The following is a 19,660-nucleotide window of genomic DNA, read 5'->3' as shown; positions in this document are numbered from 1 at the left end:
GTAAAGATTAATTATTTATTTGCTTAAACTTATAGCTAATCGATATGGAGTTGATGAAAGTATGCTATGCTATTAGGTAATTTTATCAATAATGGATAAACAAATGGTAATCAAAGATCCTTTTTATGATCGCGAAGCTGAAAAATACCAATCACCGATTGCAAGTCGTGAACATATTATCAACTATTTAGAAAATATTGCTAAACCAGCTAATCTGGAAAATATTGCTAAAGCAATGGGATTGCTTGATGAACAACAAAAAGAAGCATTGCATCGTCGTTTACGGGCCATGGAGCGTGATGGACAAGTCATCTTTACTCGCCGTAAATGTTATGCATTGCCCGAAAAATTATTAATGGTCAAAGGATTGGTGTTAGCTCATCGCGATGGATATGGTTTCTTACGGGTTGAAGGTCAGGCTGATGATTATTTTTTATCGCACCAGGAGATGAAAAAAACACTTCATGGTGACGTAGTTCTCGCTCAACCGATTGCTAGTCAATATAAAGGTAAAACCGAAGCGCGTATTGTTAGAGTGCTTGAGTTTCGTAGTGATCAAATTGTCGGTCGCTATTTTATTGAAGAAGGCATTGGATTTGTCGTTCCTGATGATAACCGATTAAATTTTGATATTTTAATTGCTGAAAAACCACCTAAAACGGTACGTATGGGGACAGTAGTTGCGGTTGAATTACTCAAAAGGCCACAACAGCGCCAAAAAGCCATCGGCAAAATTACCGAAATATTAGGCGAAAACATGGGTACCAGTCTAGCTATTGAAATTGCCATTCGCAATCATGATATTCCTCATGTGTTACCTGTTGAAGTTGAAAAAGCCATCAGTAAATTATCTGAAACCGTTTCCGCTCAAGCTAAAAAAGGTAGAAAAGATCTGACACATTTGCCTTTGGTGACAATTGATGGGGAAGATGCGCGTGATTTTGATGATGCAGTATATTGTGAAAAAAATCGTGGTGGTGGATATCGACTTTGGGTAGCGATAGCAGACGTCAGTTATTATGTCAAACCTAAAACCGCATTAGATAAAGAGGCCTGTAATCGAGGAACGTCAGTTTATTTTCCATCTCGAGTGGTGCCGATGTTACCCGAAGTATTATCTAATGGGCTTTGTTCTTTAAATCCACAAGTAGATCGATTATGTTTAGTGTGTGAAATGACTATTTCGCTAAAAGGCAATTTAACGTCTTATCAGTTCTATGAAGCAGTAATGAATTCTCATGCAAGATTAACCTATACTAAAGTGCATAAAATGTTACATGGTGATCAGCAGTTACGTGATCATTATCAACCGTTAGTTAAACATTTAGAAAATCTTCATAATCTTTATCAAATTCTCGATAAAAAACGTAATGAACGAGGGGCAATTGGATTTGAATCGGCAGAGCCAAAATTTATTTTTAATGCCGATAAACGCATTGAGCGAATAGAAATGGCTGAACGAAATGATGCCCATAAAATTATTGAAGAATGTATGATTTTAGCCAATGTCGCCGCAGCAAAGTTTGTTGAGCACTTACAGATTCCATCGCTTTATCGTGTACATGATAAGCCTGATGAAGATCGTTTAAATAATTTACGAACCACACTAAATGAACTAGGGATAACTTTAGAAGGTGGGTTAAAGCCGCAACCGAAAGATATCGCTAAATTAATGGCATTGGTCGCTAAACGCCCTGATCATGACATGTTGCAGACGATGATACTGCGTTCAATGAAACAGGCTATTTATGATCCAGAAAATCGAGGTCATTTTGGTTTAGCTCTTGAATCGTATGCTCACTTTACTTCACCGATTCGGCGTTATCCCGATTTATTATTACATCGCACTATTAAATGGATTTTAGCTAATCAAGCGCATTGTGATAGCAAAACAGGTGGTTATCACTATAATATGCAAGAAATGCTCTATTTTGGTGAGCATTGTTCAATGACTGAACGTCGTGCAGATGAAGCGGTTAGAGATGTGGTAGACTGGTTAAAGTGTGATTTTATGCAAGATCATGTTGGTGAAGTTTACGACGGTGTTATTAGTAGTGTGACTAACTTCGGATTTTTTGTGCGATTAGATGATCTGTTTATTGACGGTTTAGTCCATGTATCATCTCTAGAAAATGATTATTATAGTTTTGATGCTGCAAGAAGTCGTTTAATCGGTGAAAATACTCGCTTCAGTTATCGCTTGGGTGATAAGGTTAAAGTGAAAGTTGAGGCGGTAAATCCAGAAGAGCGAAAAATTGATTTTAGTTTAGTTGGCAGCGATAATAAGCCACGTCGTTACGGAAAAACTGGCAAAGAACGGGGTAATAAACAACAACGTTCTGCACCTAAACTTAATCTTGATAAATCGATCAAGAAAAAACGTAAACGTGCCGGAACATCATCTGTGAAAGCGAAAAAAAATACGAATTCATCAGCTAAGAAGAAAACTAAGTAGTCAATCAATATGAGTGAAATAATATACGGCATTCATGCCTTACAAGCTGTTTTAGCCCGCTCGCCAGAAAAATTTTTGCGAGTTTATCTATTAAAAAATCGTGAAGATAAACGATTAATACCATTAATTGAAGAATTACAATCACTAGGTATTGTGATTAAGTTAGTTGAGCGTAAATGGCTTGATGAACAAACGAAACAAGGCGTTCATCAAGGTATTATGGCAGAAATTAAACCGAGCCAAAATTACCATGAAAATGACTTGCCAAATTTAATTAAAAAAGTAACGACACCTTTTATCTTAATTTTAGATGGTGTTACCGATCCACATAATTTAGGTGCTTGTATCAGAAGTGCTGATGCCGCGGGTGTGGATTTTATTATTGTACCTAAAGATAGATCTGCCCCACTGAATGCTATTGCTAGAAAGGTAGCCTGTGGTGCTGCTGAAGGAGTACCGGTTATTCGAGTCACCAATCTGGCACGTACCATGCGAATGTTAAAAGATGAGTTTCAGATTTGGATTGTCGGTACAGCAGGAGAAGCCAACCATACCTTATATCAGAGTAAGTTAACTGGGCCACTTGCTTTAGTAATGGGCGCTGAAGGTGAGGGAATGCGACGCTTAACCAAAGAACATTGCGATGAGCTTGTCAGTCTTCCAATGGCAGGGATGGTCTCTTCGCTGAATGTTTCCGTGGCAACTGGTATTTGTTTGTTTGAAGTCGTGAGACAAAAATCTAACTAACCTAGTCAGGTAAGTTGTCACGACGAATCAGTAATGAAGTGATATTAGCATTAAACAATGCGAGTGGGATTGTGATAATAAGTAAAAAATATACGCGCATAGTGCAATTTGATTAGAATCATAAAACATTTTGATTCTGGATATTGGTCATTTTATTATAATTCAAATTGATAAGTGGGTTTTAACCCACTTACGTTGGATTAAATCTGCTCTAACGCTTGAGCTAAATCGGCAATCAGATCATTAACATCTTCTAAGCCAACTGAAATTCTTAACAATTGATCCGAAATTCCCGCGGCCTGACGAGCTTGAGCACTAATACCCGCATGGGTCATAGTAGTTGGATGAGAAATCAAACTTTCGGTACCTCCTAATGATTGTGCTAAGGTAAAAATCTTTAGTTTTTCAACAAAAATAGGTGTTTTTTCTGCTCCGCCTTTTAGCTCAAAACTCAATAACGAACCATAACCCTTTTGTTGTTTCTTGGCAATATCATGTCCCAAAGTGGAGGTTAAAGATGGGTGATGAACAGCTGCGATTTTTGGATGTTGTGAGAGAAAATCGACGATTTTCATAGCACTTTCTTGCTGTGCTAAAACGCGCACCGCTAATGTTCTTAAGCCACGTTGGAGTAAATAAGTATCAAACGATGAATTAGCTGTTCCGATATTATTTGACCACCACAAAACATCATCAGCAAGCTGTTGATCTTTAAATACTAAAACGCCAGCTAATAAATCAGAATGACCATTTAAAAATTTAGTGCATGAATGAATAATTATATCAGCCCCGAGTGTAAAGGGTTGTTGTAAAATGGGTGTCATAAAGGTGTTATCGACAAGCACTAATGCACCTGCTTGGTGGGCTAAATCAGCTATTTTTTTTATATCGACTACGCGTAATAGTGGATTATTTGGTGTTTCAATTAAAATTAATTTTGGCTGCAAAGCTAATGCTTGTTTAACCGCCTCATCGTCAGCCTGATTGATAAATTTTGCTTTAAAATAGCCTTTTTGACTTAAACTATTAAATAATCGGTAGCTACCACCATAGCAATCATAGGGAGCAATAACTAAATCATTAGGAGAAAGTAACGCAACCGAAAGCAAGTGAATGGCCGACATACCGCAATTTGTTAAAATGGCATCAACACCACCTTCGAGCGCGGCAATCGTTTTTTGTACTGAATCTCGATTTGGTGTCGATTTTCGACCATAATCGAATGGTCTTGGTTTTGCAAATTCTTCAAAACGATAACAAGTCGTTAGAGAAATTTTAGGAATAACGGCACCATGTTGATTGTCGGTATTTAATCCACTCCTCACGGCAATTGTTCTTTGAGAAAGAACGGGCTGATCGCTGTATTTTTTCATAATGTTCAACCTTTATAAGAATATATGTTCAAATATAGCACACCAGTATAAGACGTCAACATGTCTAGATGTCTAAATACTTCGATGTGTAGATTGCGACGATTAAAAAAAGACGATAAAATTAATCACATATATTTTGTTATTAATACCAAATGATGAGGTAGCTGTATGATGGAATGGAACGGTGATTATATCAGTCCCTATGCTGAACATGGAAAGAAAAGCGAGCAAGTGAAAAAAATTACTGTGTCAATTCCTTTGAAAGTTTTAAAAATTCTTACTGATGAACGCACTAGAAGACAAGTTAACAATCTGAGACATGCAACGAATAGTGAATTGTTATGTGAAGCGTTTTTACATGCTTTCACCGGTCAACCATTACCAAGTGACAATGATCTAAATAAAGAACGTGATGATGGTATTCCTGTTCAGGCTCGCGAAATGATGATTAAGTTGGGAATTGATCCTGATGCATTAGAATATTAATCATGACTTATCATTTGATATTGGAATATGCAATCAGAAAATAGATTCAAATAAACATAATTTATCAATAATGGCTAATGATATTTTGCAATATTACTTAAAATAATGCTTATTGTTTGCTGGTGATTTGACTAGATTGATTTGCGTTGCTAAAAGAATTCTATTGATGCCAAATAGGATTTGTGCTGTCGCCACCAATTCGATTAGCGTTTTAAAACAAACTATTTTTTGTCAGTTTAAACCTTAAATGACAATGCTGTGTTTGGTCATCAATAATATTTTCTTGTTCAGTTTATTCCCGACTAATTATTTAATCGAAAACAGTTTTTTAGCTCGACAAATAGTCGAGAGTTAACTTGTCAAGAAAAGTAAAAAGTTTTCGATTCATTTCGGTATAATCATGTGCACGAAGTTGATCAGGCGTATCAACAAAGCGGTATTTAGTTGCTTGGCTGAGATCGTTTTGTGAATGGCAAATAAGTTGTTCAACTACTTCATTAGTTAATTCCATATGACATTGAAAACCATAAACCAATTTATCATAGGCAAGGATTTGACGAGGACACCCTTCACTATATGCAATGATTTGGGTATTTTTAGTCAAACCAGGCATATCACTATGCCAATGCCCTACTGCTAGGTCATCACCAAACTCAGAAAACAACGGATGATTTTTGCCCGTTTGGGTTAACTTAATTGGAAATTTACCAATCTCTTTTTCAGGGCTATGCTCATGCTTTGCGCCTAAAGCTTCACCAATCAATTGTGCACCAAGGCAAACCCCAATTACCACTTTACCAGCTTTAATTGCTGACCGAATAAGGCTTTGTTCTGCAAGAGAATTAAAATGGGCACATTCTTGTTGGGTGGTCGACGGTGATTGTGGGCCACCCATGATAATTAAAAAATCAAGGTTATCTATGTCATCTGGTAGTAATTCTCCTAAATAAACGCGAGAATAACTCATAATATGTTTATGACTGATTGCCCAATGTTCATAGGCACCGGGTGCTTCAAATGCTTCGTGAATAATAAAATGAATGTGCATTGTGATGTTCCTATATTCTAAATACTTTACCAATATTGCAAAAGAATTATTATGTTTGATTAATGTGCTTAAGAGATGGATGTAATAATAACCAGTTATAATTGATTCATTATGCGTATTTTACTAATAAACACAATATAACCATTGGAAATAATTTAGCAGTTAACCTAAAATTATCGATGATAAATAACGGCTATTTTTTTCGAGTTGGTAAGAATTTTTGTAATTTATCTCGCTGCTAAAGTTGTCATATTCTTTTTTAAAATTAAAAAAAGTGTATGAAATTCATTTTGTTAGATTGTTGCCTTAGTATATTATTGGATATCTTTATAAAAAGATTATATAAAACATATGATTATCGATATATTTTTCGATGCTATTATTTAAAAAAAACCAATGAAACGCATAATTAAGATGAAAAAACAGCCAAAGTCAGGTTATAATTTATATTAAAAAATATCTGTAATTGAGTATCTTTGAATGCTTTTTAAGCAACTGAAAAAAAAATTGCAATTAGCACTTGCAATGGCTTTTAAATAAATCTACAATGCGCAGCACTTAGGCCGGCTTAGCTCAGTAGGTAGAGCAACTGACTTGTAATCAGTAGGTCGCCAGTTCGATTCCGGCAGCCGGCACCATATTATCCTAAGTAATATTTTAAAAAGTAAGTTGTAGTTTCGGGTGGGGTTCCCGAGCGGCCAAAGGGAGCAGACTGTAAATCTGCCGTGTCACACTTCGAAGGTTCGAATCCTTCCCCCACCACCATTTATTGTAAGATAAATAATTTTTAAAACTACATAATTTATAATATTATTCAGGTTAATAGATTTTTAATAAAGTAGAATGATAGCCAGTTCTATTTTATAATTATGCAGCTAAGTGCGAAAATTAGTAAGGTCGCGTAAAGTATGCAATATCTAACTATATAAGCATTTAGGTAGCCAATGTTGAACATGCGGGCATCGTATAATGGCTATTACCTCAGCCTTCCAAGCTGATGATGCGGGTTCGATTCCCGCTGCCCGCTCCAATGCTGATATAGCTCAGTAGGTAGAGCGCACCCTTGGTAAGGGTGAGGTCGGCAGTTCAAATCTGCCTATCAGCACCAATGTCTTCCCTTAATTTTATACTTAATCTCGACCTGTCAAAATTAATTTTCTTTACTTAAGCAAAATTATACTATAAAGCTTGTAACAAGGTACTTTTATCTGTTATCATTCAGAGCTGATTTTTAAGTGAGTGTTTTTACTTTTTGGACGTTTTTTATTATCAAATATTAAAAAGCTGAAGAACGGTTAAAAATACGAGGTTAATGTGGTGATTTAACACCGATTTGTATTACATTAGAGGGACAATTAATGTCTAAAGAAAAATTTGAACGTACAAAACCCCACGTTAACGTAGGTACAATCGGCCACGTTGACCATGGTAAAACAACTTTAACAGCAGCAATTACTTCAGTACTTGCTAAAAAATACGGCGGACAAGCACGTGCATTCGATCAAATCGATAATGCACCAGAAGAAAAAGCACGTGGTATTACCATCAATACTTCACACGTTGAATACGATACACCGAATCGTCACTACGCACACGTAGACTGCCCGGGCCATGCTGACTATGTTAAAAACATGATCACCGGTGCGGCACAAATGGACGGTGCTATCCTAGTAGTAGCAGCAACAGATGGTCCGATGCCACAAACTCGTGAGCACATTCTATTAGGTCGTCAGGTAGGTGTTCCTTACATCATCGTATTCTTAAACAAATGTGATATGGTTGATGATGAAGAGTTATTAGAATTAGTTGAAATGGAAGTCCGTGAACTTCTATCTCAGTACGATTTCCCGGGTGATGACACGCCAGTTATTCGTGGTTCAGCGTTAAAAGCGTTAGAAGGCGATGCAGCATGGGAAGACAAAATTGTTGAATTAGCGGAAGCGTTAGACACTTATATTCCGGAACCAGAGCGTGATATCGACAAACCATTCCTACTTCCAATTGAAGACGTGTTCTCAATTTCGGGTCGTGGTACAGTGGTAACAGGTCGTGTAGAAAGCGGTATTATCAAGGTTGGGGATGAAGTTGAAATCGTGGGTATCAAAGCGACCACAAAAACAACTTGTACAGGCGTTGAAATGTTCCGTAGATTACTAGACGAAGGTCGAGCGGGAGAAAACGTTGGTATCTTATTACGAGGAACTAAACGTGAAGAAATCGAACGTGGTCAAGTATTAGCCAAACCAGGTTCAATCACCCCACATACAGATTTTGAATCAGAAGTTTACGTATTAAGCAAGGAAGAAGGTGGTCGTCATACTCCATTCTTCAAAGGCTACCGTCCACAGTTCTACTTCCGAACAACTGACGTAACAGGTACTATTGAATTACCAGAAGGTGTAGAAATGGTAATGCCAGGCGATAACATCAAAATGACAGTATCGTTAATTCACCCGATTGCGATGGCAGAAGGTTTACGTTTTGCTATCCGTGAAGGTGGTCGTACTGTTGGTGCGGGTGTTGTTGCACGAGTTATTAAATAATTATTTTAATAATGAGTTTAATAAGAGAGGGTGTCTTAAGATACCCTTTCTTATCTTATTAAGTTTATTTGGTTAATAATAGTTTATTTAGTAAAATGTTTTTATCGCAATTAAAGAGCATTTTATGAAGTGAATTATTTTCAGAAATAAAAATAGATGACGGGTTTTATATGCGAACTAGTACTAATAGCGAAAATCAAGAAGCGAAGGGATCGCTTGATAAAGTTAAGTGGATATTTTTTATCTTACTTGTAGCTTTTATTGTTTGGGGTAATTTTTATTTTTCGGAACCAAATGCAATTTATGAACCCAATACAGTTGTTCGTTTAGTTGGTGTGATTGCGATTTCTGCTTTGGCACTATTTATTGTATTAACCACCACTAAAGGTAAAATCTTTATCAATTTTGCTAAGGAATCCCGAATCGAGCTTCGTAAAGTCGTTTGGCCAACCAGAAAAGAGACCACACAAACGACAGTGTTAGTTGCTGTTATAACTATTGTTGTTGGTCTATGTCTATGGGGACTCGACGCTATGTTCTCGTGGGGAGTTTCTGGTTTAACAGTATTAGGGCATTAGTATGAGTGAAACACAAAAAAAACGATGGTATGTTATTCAAGCTTACTCAGGTTATGAGGCGCGTGTTGCACAATCATTACGTGAATATATAAAATTACATAATATGGAAGATTTATTCGGTGAAGTACTTGTCCCAACCGAAGAAGTTATTGAAATGAAAGGTGGTCAACGCCGTAAAAGTGAACGAAAGTTCTTTCCAGGTTATGTTTTAGTTGAAATGGCGATGAATGATGCGACATGGCATCTCGTTCGTAGCGTGCCAAGAACAATGGGTTTTATTGGTGGTACATCTGATCGTCCGGCGCCCATTAGCCAACGCGAAGTTGATGCGATTATGAATCGCCTACAACAGGTAGGTGACAAACCACGTCCTAAAACATTATTTGAACCAGGTGAATTGGTACGTGTTAATGAGGGGCCTTTTGCTGATTTCAATGGTGTAGTGGAAGAAGTTGATTATGAAAAGAGCCGTTTAAAAGTGTCGGTATCTATCTTTGGTCGTTCAACACCAGTCGAGCTTGATTTTAGTCAGGTAGAAAAAAGCTAATTTAACTTATTAATGTATTTAAAAAACCGAGCTTTAGCTCGGTTTTTCTTTTTGCGATGTTATAAAAATACTCGTGAAAAAGAGCCAAATTATTCCATATTAATTTTTGTTCTAATAGAACGGTATACTCTGTTGGCACTCACTAACCTTAATGTTTTAAATATCCCAAATAAAGAGATTTGATGGAAGCGATATAACATTGTATAAATACAAGATGCAAACCATCCTTTGACTCCCATTTGTTTTTCCCCAATAGTCGTAATAACACCTTGGGCGGTATGTGCCAGTGAAATAATTGTTCCTTTATTATTGTATTCAAACGTTTTTAATGGCTGATTGTTTATAAGGGCAACAATATTTTTATAACAAATCGCAGCCATTTGATGTGCTGCTTGTGCGGTAGCTGGGGTAAATCCTCCACCAGATTTAGCGCAACATGCACAATCACCAATAGCAAAAATAGCTTCATCACGGCTAGTTTGTAGTGTTGATTTAACGACAAGTTGATTTGCCCGATTAGTCTCTAAAGCAGCAATATCTTTTAGAAAATCGGGAGCTTTAACACCAGCTGTCCATAGCATAATATCGGCAGGAATAGGCTCTTGTCCTTCAGGATAGAAATGATTTTCATCGGCTTTTACAATTTTAGTCTTAGTCAGAATTTTAGCACCAAACTCTTCTAATTTGAGATGAATATCTTTAGCCGTATTCTCTGGTAATGCCCCTAAAATACGATCAGTTGCTTCAATTATGGTAATATTCAATAATTCCGAAGATAACTTTTTAAATCCATAGTAGCCGATTGTGTCAACCATCTTAAATAGTTCAGTTGTCATCTCAACACCAGTGGCTCCAGCACCAACAATAGTAATATTTAGTTTGTCTTTTGTATCTAAGCCTGATGAAATACGGAATAAAGTCGAAAGGAATGATTTACGGAATTTTTTTGCCGATTCTTGGTCATCCAAGAAAATGCAATTTTCTTTAACACCTGGTGTACCAAAATCATTAGAGGTACTACCGATTGCCATAACTAAAATATCATAATTAAGTACTGTTTCGGGGAATATCGTTTGATTTTGATGATCATTAATATTATTCAACTTAATCGTTTTTTGCTCACGATTAATATCGATTAATTGACCTTGTTTGAATGAAAAATAGTTATTTTTAGCTTGGACTAAATAGTTGACATTATCAAGTTCATCGTTAAGTGAACCTGTAGCAATTTCATGAAGTAGCGGTTTCCATAAATGATTGGTATTTTTATCAACCAAAGTTACATCAGCTTTACCTGATTTACCTAGCTTTTTACCTAGTTGCGTTGCAAGCGCTAAACCTCCGGCACCGCCACCAACAATAACGATTTTTTTCATCTTTTTTATACCTTATTAAAATATTTTATAAACAAATATTGTTATAATAGCGAATATCATACTAAATAAGTCAGATTTTATTAATCGATTTAGTTCAATATATAATATAGGTAATAACTATTAATCTAAGGTAAAAAATAGTACAATTTAGTTATAGTATTTTGCTCTACTCTCATATACTATGGTATAATAAATATTACTAGTAACGTACTTCATTCGTTCGTACCTATTGTTAATACTTATCGTTAAGTACTAATAGGTTTAATATAATCAATTATACGGATTATATCATCTTTGACATCTATGTCTGTATTACGCTGATTAGTGTCATTTTCTATTATAATAAGAACTACTGATTTTGTATCTGTAATTTAAAAGAATATAAAATTAAAGGTTTCTTTCTTATCACATTCATTCTAACTGTGTTGTTTAATTATGAATAAAAAGATTTTTTTTGTAGTTTTGTTTATTGTATTGACGATTTCCATGACAATATTAATTCGTTCACATAACAGTGATCTAATATTGCAAGGAGAAGTTGATGCACCGAATGTCAATTTATCCTCTAAAGCCAGAGGACGTGTACAAGTTATACATGTCAATCGTGGTGATGATGTTAAAGAGGGTGATATTGTTATTACACTTGATAGCCCTGAATTATTATCTCAGGTAAAAGCGGCTCAGGCAGAACGTGATCAAGCTAAAGCACAACTGGAACTGTCTTTGCATGGCACACGTGAAGAAAGTATCCGTTACTACCAAGCTTTATTAGCTCAAGCACAAGCGACTTATGATAATGCCCAAAAAGACTATGAAAGAAATAAAGCAGTATCGAGTAAAGGTTTTGTTTCACAGTCGGTTTTAGATAATTCATTGAAAGCTCGCGATGCGGCTTATCAGCAAGTAAAATCGGCACAAGCAAATTTAGATCAAGCACTCAATGGCGATCGGGTTGAACAAAAGCAAATTTATCAAGCTAAGTTACAGCAGGCCGAGGAGCAATTAAAACAATTAATGATTCAGTATGATGATTTACAAGTTAAATCTCCTGTTAATGGGGAAGTAGGATCAATTCCTGCTGAAGTCGGAGAATTATTCAATGCCACTAGTCCATTATTAACAGTTGTACAACTGCCAGATGCTTATTTTGTGTATAATATTCGTGAGAATATCTTAGTCAATATTCATAAAGGTGATCATGTTTTCTTAACGGTACCGGCACTGGGAGAAGAGAAAATTGAAGCCGAAATTAAATATATTGCCACAATGGGGGATTTTACTACTAAACGTGCCACTCGAGCGACGGGTGACTTCGACCTTAAAACTTTTGAAGTACGATTATATCCGATCAAACCGATCAAAAATTTACGTGTTGGTATGAGTTGTTTATGGACCTTAGAGAATTAGCTGTCGTTTTTTTTAAACGCTTTAAGGCTGCATTTGATGATGAGCTACAATTTATATTTCGGCGTTTTACTCATCATTGGTTATTGTGGATTTTACCTTTACTGATATTTGTCTTAATTGGCAATATTTTTTCGCAAGGGGTTCTTTATGATTTACCTGTTGGGGTAGTCGATCAAGATAAGAGTGTTCTTTCAAAAACGATTATACGTGATCTCAATGCAGGTGCACATGCGAATATCATTGATTATGAAGATTCGTTAAATCAAGCCGAAAAATCGCTAGCTAAAGCGAATATTTATGCATTACTCTATATACCCCCTAACTTTGAAGCCGATGTGCTAGCTGGGCGTCAACCGACACCTATTTTTTATTATAATGCCCTATATTACAGTGCTGGATTATACTCAATTATGGATTATTCAGGTTTAATCGCACAACTCAATAGTGAATTACGAATACTGTTAGCAGCAAAAGCGGGTTTGGCAATTCCCAAGTTGGTACAGGCTAATCTTAATTATGATGGGTTATTTAATGCTAGTGGTAATTCTATGTATTTTCAGCAATTTTCTGCAATGGTACATTTAATTCAGCTTTTTGTTGTTGCTTTAACCATTCATGTTTTAGGTAAATTACCACGAAAAACGCGTTTAAGTTATCCATTTATTTTAGGAAAACTGGCGCCTTATACTTTGTGGTATACCATGCTGCTCATTTTTGAAATTGCTTTACTAGTGTTATATTCACAAGCCAGAGTTTCTGGTAATCCTTTTTCAATGCTGATTGTCGGATTCTTTTATGTCATTGCAGCACAAAGTCTTGGTATTTTATTATTTACTTTTACTCGCTCAATAATTGATGCTTATTCTTTTATCGGATTATTGGTCGGTTTAGCGTTGACTTATTCCGGTGTTGTTGTACCAGAATTATCTATGCCTTGGATAGCCAGGTTTATATCGTCAATCGAACCGTTAACTTATGCTTTAAATAAATTATTTGATCTGTTTTTACGTCATGCTAGTTTATTATCTGTAGTAAAAACATGCTTAATCTTGTCTAGTTATCCGATCATTATTACGTTCTTAGTAAGAAAACGCTTAGTTAAACGTTTAATTCTAGAAGGAACTTCATGATGTTTATATTGTATTGGACTGCATTTAAACGTGTTACTCTAAGATTTCTTGCCGAACCAAAATGGTTACTGTTGATGATTTCGGTAGTATTGATGAGCTTGGTCTATCTTAATGGGTCAATTAATAATTTACCTGTAGCGGTGGTTGATCTCGATCATAGTGCTTCTAGCCGCGAATTGATTCGAGTATTAGATACTAGTGCTAAAGTTAATATTACCATTTATGAAAATTCTTTAGATGCTTATCAAGATATTAATGATCGAAAATTGTTTGCTGTTATAACGATTCCTCATGATTATGAAAAACGTTTACTAAAAGGTGAAACGATCACTATTCCCGCATATGGTGATGCATCCAGCCGGTTAGCAAATGGAATGATTCAACAAGATTTTAAATCCATTTACCAACAATTTCTTAGTCGTTATAATGCAAACCTTATGCGTAATAGTGGCTTAACGGCTGAACAAGTTAACATCATTTTAATGCCAATTAAAAGTCAGATTGATCCTTTGTATAATGCGGGTATCAGCTTTGCTGCGATCACATTTCCCGGCTTATTAGTTATGCTGTTGCAACATTCATTATTGATCGTGTCAACTAGAACACATATCGCACTCAGCGCTTCTCCTCAAGGTAAACCGCCAGCAATTATTTTTTTGGGAAGTTTATCGGCTTTAATTCCAATTTGGTTATTTCTATCGATCGTTTTATTTGGCTTGTGGCCATGGATCTTAGGTTATCGTCAATTAGCCACGTTACCGCAAATATTATTAATGACTTTTCCTTTTTTATTAGCAGTATTGGGATTGGCTAAATTATTAACTGAAAGTTTAAGAAAAATTGAAATGATATATTTGACTTTATCCTTTATGACCACGCCAGTATTTTACCTTTCAGGTACCATTTGGCCACTCGAAGCAATGCCTAATTGGGTAAAATGTATCGCGAAATTATTGCCTTCAACGTGGGCGACTAATATGATTGCCGGCGTTAATCAAATGGGATTATCTATTTTAGACAATTTATTTAATTTATTTATGTTAATGGTATTAGGTTGTTTTTATGCATTCTTAGGTATATTTATTGCAATGGTTCGAGAGGGAAGAGCACGAGCATTTTTTAAACGCTATTCGTTTAAATATTTCTATAAATAATCAATAAATTGATGACTATTATTTATTATAATGTTTTAATAAATTATCCGTCACAGTTATTTATACGGATATATGTTGATATCGAAAGTTTGATTTGATTCACATTATAAAAAAATAAAAAGGTATTTTGCTAGATAAACGCTTTTAGCATTATACTTAACCTATTAACAGTTCTTAAAGGGGAATTTATATGGATTTTGATACTTCTATTTTATGTGATTATTACCCAGAAGATGTCAACGTTGTCGAACCGTTATTTACTAATTTTGGTGGAGTTTTATCTTTTTCCGGTCAAGTAGTAACAGTGAAATGTTTTGAAGACAAAGGTCTCCTTTTTGAAGTATTGCAAAATGACGGTTCTGGTAAAGTATTAGTTATTGATGGTGGAGGTTCGGTACGTCGAGCGCTACTAGATGCTGAATTGATTGATATTGCAGTTCAGAATAACTGGGAAGGTATAATTGTCTATGGTGCTGTGAGACAAGTTGATTACCTTGCAGAAGCAGAAATTGGTATCCAAGCCTTAGCTTCAATTCCAGTTGGTGCTGAAGATCAGGGTGTTGGTGAGACATATATTCGGGTCAATTTTGGTGGTGTTACCTTTTTTACTGATGATTTTGTCTATGCTGATAATACCGGAATTATTTTGTCAGAAATTGCTTTAACCATTGATGAAGAATAATATTTTTGTTATTTCAATTTTAGTTCTCACTTACTCTTCTAACTAGTATTTTTAATACTAGTTTTTTTATCGATAAAATAAGCTGTTATTTATTGAATAGACAAAAAAGACCGCATGAAGCGGCCTTTTAGTATATCGTTGTAATTTACAACAATTATTTAATAACTCGTGCAACAACACCCGCACCAACAGTACGACCACCTTCACGGATAGCAAAACGTAAACCTTCTGCCATCGCAATCGGGTGAATTAACGATACTGTCATTTTGATGTTATCGCCTGGCATTACCATTTCTACACCTTCTGGTAATTCAATAGTACCTGTTACGTCAGTTGTTCGGAAGTAGAACTGTGGACGGTAGCCTTTGAAGAATGGAGTATGACGACCACCTTCTTCCTTGCTTAATACGTAAACTTCTGATTCAAAATCTGTATGTGGGGTGATTGAACCTGGTTTGGCTAACACTTGACCACGTTCGATTTCTTCACGTTTAGTTCCTCGTAATAAGATACCAACGTTTTCTCCCGCTCGACCTTCGTCTAGTAATTTACGGAACATTTCAACGCCTGTACAAGTTGTTTTTGTGGTCGCTTTGATACCCACGATTTCAACTTCATCCCCAACCTTGATAATACCGCTTTCTACACGACCTGTTACCACTGTACCACGTCCTGAAATTGAGAACACATCTTCAATTGGAAGTAGGAATGGTTTGTCGATATCACGCTCTGGTTCCGGAATATAAGTGTCTAACGCTTCCGCTAATTCAACAATTTTGTCTTCCCATGCTGCATCGCCTTCTAACGCTTTTAACGCTGAACCACGAATAACTGGTGTGTCATCACCCGGGAAATCGTATTGAGATAGAAGTTCACGGACTTCCATTTCAACTAATTCTAATAACTCTTCATCATCAACCATATCACATTTGTTTAAGAATACGATGATGTAAGGAACACCTACCTGACGACCTAATAGAATGTGCTCACGAGTTTGTGGCATCGGACCATCTGTTGCTGCTACTACTAGGATAGCACCGTCCATTTGTGCTGCACCGGTGATCATGTTTTTAACATAGTCAGCATGGCCCGGGCAGTCTACGTGTGCGTAGTGACGAGTCGGTGTATCGTATTCAACGTGTGAAGTATTGATGGTAATACCACGTGCTTTTTCTTCTGGTGCATTATCGATTTGATCGAATGCACGTGCTTGTCCACCGTATTTTTTAGCAAGTACTGAAGTAATTGCTGCAGTTAAAGTTGTTTTACCATGGTCAACGTGGCCGATTGTACCTACGTTAACGTGGGGTTTTGTACGTTCAAATTTTTCTTTAGACATCTTAATGTTCCTTTATTAAATCACTTCCCTCATGTTGTAGGGAAGTGTTACTTTATTTATATATAAATAATTATCTTGCTTTACGGGCTTCAATAATTGCTGTTACGATGTTTGAAGGTGCTTCGTTATACTTCAAGAACTCCATAGAGTAAGAAGCGCGACCCTGTGTTTGTGAACGAAGGTCTGTCGCATAGCCAAACATTTCTGAAAGAGGTACTTGCGCACGAACAGTTTTACCTGTTGCAGTATCATCCATTCCTTCGATCATACCACGACGACGGTTTAAGTCACCGATAACGTCACCCATATAATCTTCAGGGGTTTCAACTTCTACTTTCATAATTGGTTCTAAAAGTACAGGTTTAGCTTTCATGAAGCCTTCTTTAAATGCCATTGATGCGGCAAGTTTAAAGGCAATTTCGGATGAGTCGACATCATGGTAAGAACCAAAATGTAAACGCACACCAAGATCCACTACCGGATAACCAGCTAAAGGACCTGACTTCAATTGCTCTTGGATACCTTTATCTACTGCAGGAATAAATTCACCAGGAATTACCCCACCTTTGATTTCGTTAACAAATTCGTAACCAGCACCACCCGCTTCTAATGGATATAAGTCGATAACAACATGACCGTATTGACCACGACCACCAGATTGTTTTGCATGTTTACCTTCGATGTCTTTAACGGTTGTACGAATTGTTTCACGGTAAGCAACTTGTGGTTTACCGACATTCGCTTCAACGTTAAATTCACGTTTCATACGGTCTACGATGATTTCTAGATGTAATTCACCCATACCAGCGATGATAGTTTGGTTTGATTCTTCATCAGTCCAGACACGGAATGATGGATCTTCTTTAGCCAAACGACCTAAAGCAATACCCATTTTTTCTTGGTCAGCTTTAGTTTTAGGTTCTACTGCAACCGAGATAACCGGCTCAGGGAATTCCATTCTTTCAAGAATAATTGGTGAATTTTCAGCACAAAGCGTATCACCAGTTGTGACATCTTTAAGACCGATTGCTGCTGCAATGTCACCCGCACGAACTTCTTTGATTTCTTCACGTTTGTTCGCATGCATCTGTACGATACGACCAAAGCGTTCTTTACGATCCTTAACTGAGTTAAGCACTGAGTCACCAGAGTTAACTACACCAGAGTAAACACGGAAGAAGGTTAAGTTACCAACAAATGGGTCAGTTGCAATTTTAAATGCAAGTGCAGCAAATGGTTCATCATCACTTGAATGACGTTCTGCTGGTTCACCATTTTGTAATTCACCTTTAATTGCAGGGACATCAGTTGGTGCAGGTAGATACTCAATAACGGCATCAAGCATGAACTGAACGCCTTTATTTTTAAAGGCACTACCACATGTTACCAAGATGATTTCATTAGCAAGTACACGTTCGCGTAGTGCTTTTTTAACTTCTTCTTCAGTTAACTCATCACCACCTAGGTATTTTTCCATTAACTCTTCGTTAGCTTCAGCAGCAGCTTCAATCAAGTTTGCACGCCATTCTTCAACTTGCTCAACCATATCCGCTGGCACATCTTCATAAGTAAAGGTTGTACCTTGGTCTGAATCATTCCAGTTAATTGCTTTACGTTTAAGTAAATCAACAACACCAGTAAAGCCTTCTTCAGCACCGATTGGTAATACTAATGGAACAGGTACTGCCGCTAAACGTGTTTTGATTTGCTCAACCACACGTAAGAAGTTAGCACCCATACGGTCCATTTTGTTGACAAATGCGATACGCGGAACTTTATATTTGTTTGCTTGGCGCCATACTGTTTCAGATTGAGGTTGAACACCACCAACCGCACAGTAAACCATTACTGCACCATCTAAAACACGCATAGAACGTTCAACTTCGATGGTGAAGTCAACGTGTCCCGGGGTGTCGATGATATTGATACGGTGTGGTTCAAATTGTTGTCCCATACCAGACCAGAATGCAGTTGTCGCTGCTGAGGTGATAGTAATACCACGTTCCTGTTCTTGTGCCATCCAGTCCATGGTCGCTGCGCCATCATGAACCTCACCAATTTTGTGACTTACGCCAGTGTAAAACAAAATACGTTCAGTAGTTGTCGTTTTACCTGCGTCAATGTGTGCACTGATACCGATATTGCGGTAGCGTGCTATAGGGGTTGTACGAGCCATATTAATCCTCTATTTAGAATCGTTTGCTTAATAAAATATCATTTAGGTTGACTGACAGTAGATATGTGCTATCAGTCTAATTTCAAGCCACTTAATACCAGTGGCAAGATTACCAACGATAGTGTGCAAACGCTCTATTAGCCTCAGCCATACGATGAACATCTTCGCGTTTTTTCACAGCAGTGCCTTTATTTTCAAAAGCATCCATTAATTCATTCGCAAGGCGTAAAGCCATTGATTTATCGCCACGTTTACGTGCAGCTTCTACAATCCAACGCATCGCAAGTGCATTACGACGTACAGGACGTACATCGACAGGTACTTGGTATGTAGAACCACCAACACGGCGAGACTTAACTTCTACAGTTGGTCTTACGTTATCTAGTGCAACTTCAAAAGCAGCTAAATGATCTTTACCGCTGCGTTCTGCAAGCGTATCAAGAGCTGAATATACGATTGATTCTGCGACAGATTTTTTACCATCTATCATTAAAATATTTACAAATTTAGCTAGTAATTCTGAACTGAACTTAGGATCAGGTAGAATTTTTCTCTGACCAGCAATGTGACGACGTGGCATTGGATTACTCCGTTTTCAATAATTTTTCAGGTTTACCCA

16 protein-coding genes and 4 tRNA genes are annotated in these 19,660 nt (G+C 36.7%); 14 read left to right on the top strand and 6 right to left on the bottom strand.

Annotation, left to right across the window (positions count from 1 at the left end; all coding sequences use genetic code 11):
- Window positions 1–103: 103 nt before the first annotated feature.
- Together rnr and rlmB are read left to right on the top strand one after the other, a co-directional pair.
- On the top strand, window positions 104–2,455 hold the full coding sequence (gene rnr / locus FcAc13_RS09760) for a ribonuclease R (protein WP_187756032.1): 2,352 nt from the start codon (window positions 104–106) through the stop codon (window positions 2,453–2,455).
- Window positions 2,456–2,464: 9 nt separating this feature from the next.
- Window positions 2,465–3,202, top strand: a complete 738-nt coding sequence (gene rlmB, locus FcAc13_RS09755; RefSeq protein ID WP_187756031.1) for a 23S rRNA (guanosine(2251)-2'-O)-methyltransferase RlmB — start codon at window positions 2,465–2,467, stop codon at window positions 3,200–3,202.
- A 200-nt stretch (window positions 3,203–3,402) separates the two neighbouring features.
- On the opposite strand, the gene metB is transcribed toward rlmB, so the two are convergent.
- Complete coding sequence (gene metB, locus FcAc13_RS09750; protein ID WP_187756030.1) at window positions 3,403–4,575, bottom strand: cystathionine gamma-synthase; 1,173 nt, start codon at window positions 4,573–4,575, stop codon at window positions 3,403–3,405.
- A gap of 168 nt (window positions 4,576–4,743) precedes the next feature.
- Here metB and metJ point away from each other — a divergent pair, with 168 nt between their 5' ends.
- Window positions 4,744–5,061, top strand: a complete 318-nt coding sequence (metJ, locus tag FcAc13_RS09745) for a met regulon transcriptional regulator MetJ (RefSeq protein WP_187756029.1) — start codon at window positions 4,744–4,746, stop codon at window positions 5,059–5,061.
- Between the two features lie 328 nt (window positions 5,062–5,389).
- On the opposite strand, the gene FcAc13_RS09740 is transcribed toward metJ, so the two are convergent.
- A complete protein-coding gene (locus tag FcAc13_RS09740; protein WP_187756028.1) occupies window positions 5,390–6,109 on the bottom strand; it encodes a type 1 glutamine amidotransferase in 720 nt (239 codons plus the stop codon).
- A 562-nt stretch (window positions 6,110–6,671) separates the two neighbouring features.
- Between FcAc13_RS09740 and FcAc13_RS09735 the strand changes: the two genes are divergently transcribed.
- From FcAc13_RS09735 to nusG, 7 genes are all read left to right on the top strand, one after another.
- Window positions 6,672–6,747: transfer RNA gene (locus tag FcAc13_RS09735), tRNA-Thr, on the top strand.
- 42 nt (window positions 6,748–6,789) lie between these two features.
- Window positions 6,790–6,874: transfer RNA gene (locus FcAc13_RS09730), tRNA-Tyr, on the top strand.
- A 190-nt stretch (window positions 6,875–7,064) separates the two neighbouring features.
- Window positions 7,065–7,139, top strand: a tRNA-Gly gene (locus FcAc13_RS09725).
- A gap of 2 nt (window positions 7,140–7,141) precedes the next feature.
- A tRNA-Thr gene (locus FcAc13_RS09720) sits at window positions 7,142–7,217 on the top strand.
- A 250-nt stretch (window positions 7,218–7,467) separates the two neighbouring features.
- Entirely contained in the window at window positions 7,468–8,652 is a 1,185-nt protein-coding gene (gene tuf, locus FcAc13_RS09715; protein WP_187756027.1) for an elongation factor Tu, read from the top strand.
- Between the two features lie 170 nt (window positions 8,653–8,822).
- A complete protein-coding gene (gene secE, locus FcAc13_RS09710) occupies window positions 8,823–9,230 on the top strand; it encodes a preprotein translocase subunit SecE (protein ID WP_187756026.1) in 408 nt (135 codons plus the stop codon).
- A gap of 1 nt (window position 9,231) precedes the next feature.
- Complete coding sequence (nusG, locus tag FcAc13_RS09705) at window positions 9,232–9,777, top strand: transcription termination/antitermination protein NusG (RefSeq protein WP_187756025.1); 546 nt, start codon at window positions 9,232–9,234, stop codon at window positions 9,775–9,777.
- 89 nt (window positions 9,778–9,866) lie between these two features.
- Here nusG and FcAc13_RS09700 read toward each other — a convergent pair whose 3' ends face one another.
- Window positions 9,867–11,153, bottom strand: a complete 1,287-nt coding sequence (locus FcAc13_RS09700; RefSeq protein WP_187756024.1) for an NAD(P)/FAD-dependent oxidoreductase — start codon at window positions 11,151–11,153, stop codon at window positions 9,867–9,869.
- A 435-nt stretch (window positions 11,154–11,588) separates the two neighbouring features.
- Between FcAc13_RS09700 and FcAc13_RS09695 the strand changes: the two genes are divergently transcribed.
- The 4 genes from FcAc13_RS09695 to rraA all read left to right on the top strand — a co-directional run bounded on the left by FcAc13_RS09695 (window position 11,589) and on the right by rraA (window position 15,526).
- Entirely contained in the window at window positions 11,589–12,560 is a 972-nt protein-coding gene (locus tag FcAc13_RS09695; RefSeq protein WP_187756023.1) for an HlyD family secretion protein, read from the top strand.
- On the top strand, window positions 12,542–13,690 hold the full coding sequence (locus FcAc13_RS09690; protein WP_187756022.1) for an ABC transporter permease: 1,149 nt from the start codon (window positions 12,542–12,544) through the stop codon (window positions 13,688–13,690). Before FcAc13_RS09695 ends, FcAc13_RS09690 begins: the two co-directional genes overlap by 19 nt.
- Entirely contained in the window at window positions 13,690–14,844 is a 1,155-nt protein-coding gene (locus FcAc13_RS09685) for an ABC transporter permease (RefSeq protein ID WP_187756161.1), read from the top strand. Before FcAc13_RS09690 ends, FcAc13_RS09685 begins: the two co-directional genes overlap by 1 nt.
- A gap of 190 nt (window positions 14,845–15,034) precedes the next feature.
- Window positions 15,035–15,526: a ribonuclease E activity regulator RraA gene (rraA, locus tag FcAc13_RS09680; protein ID WP_187756021.1), complete on the top strand. Its 492-nt coding sequence runs from the start codon at window positions 15,035–15,037 to the stop codon at window positions 15,524–15,526.
- A 154-nt stretch (window positions 15,527–15,680) separates the two neighbouring features.
- On the opposite strand, the gene tuf (FcAc13_RS09675) is transcribed toward rraA, so the two are convergent.
- From tuf (FcAc13_RS09675) to rpsG, 3 genes are all read right to left on the bottom strand, one after another.
- Complete coding sequence (gene tuf / locus FcAc13_RS09675) at window positions 15,681–16,865, bottom strand: elongation factor Tu (protein ID WP_187756020.1); 1,185 nt, start codon at window positions 16,863–16,865, stop codon at window positions 15,681–15,683.
- Between the two features lie 70 nt (window positions 16,866–16,935).
- Window positions 16,936–19,041 carry an elongation factor G gene (fusA, locus tag FcAc13_RS09670; RefSeq protein ID WP_187756019.1) on the bottom strand — a complete coding sequence of 702 codons (2,106 nt, stop codon included), beginning with the start codon at window positions 19,039–19,041 and terminating at the stop codon, window positions 16,936–16,938.
- Between the two features lie 109 nt (window positions 19,042–19,150).
- On the bottom strand, window positions 19,151–19,621 hold the full coding sequence (rpsG, locus tag FcAc13_RS09665) for a 30S ribosomal protein S7 (RefSeq protein ID WP_187756018.1): 471 nt from the start codon (window positions 19,619–19,621) through the stop codon (window positions 19,151–19,153).
- Window positions 19,622–19,660 lie beyond the last annotated feature (39 nt).

It is taken from the genome of Frischella japonica (assembly GCF_014489845.1).
Lineage (GTDB): Bacteria > Pseudomonadota > Gammaproteobacteria > Enterobacterales > Orbaceae > Frischella > Frischella japonica.
Note: the sequence above shows the minus strand (reverse complement) of the source record. Positions and strands in the feature narration are given on the sequence as shown.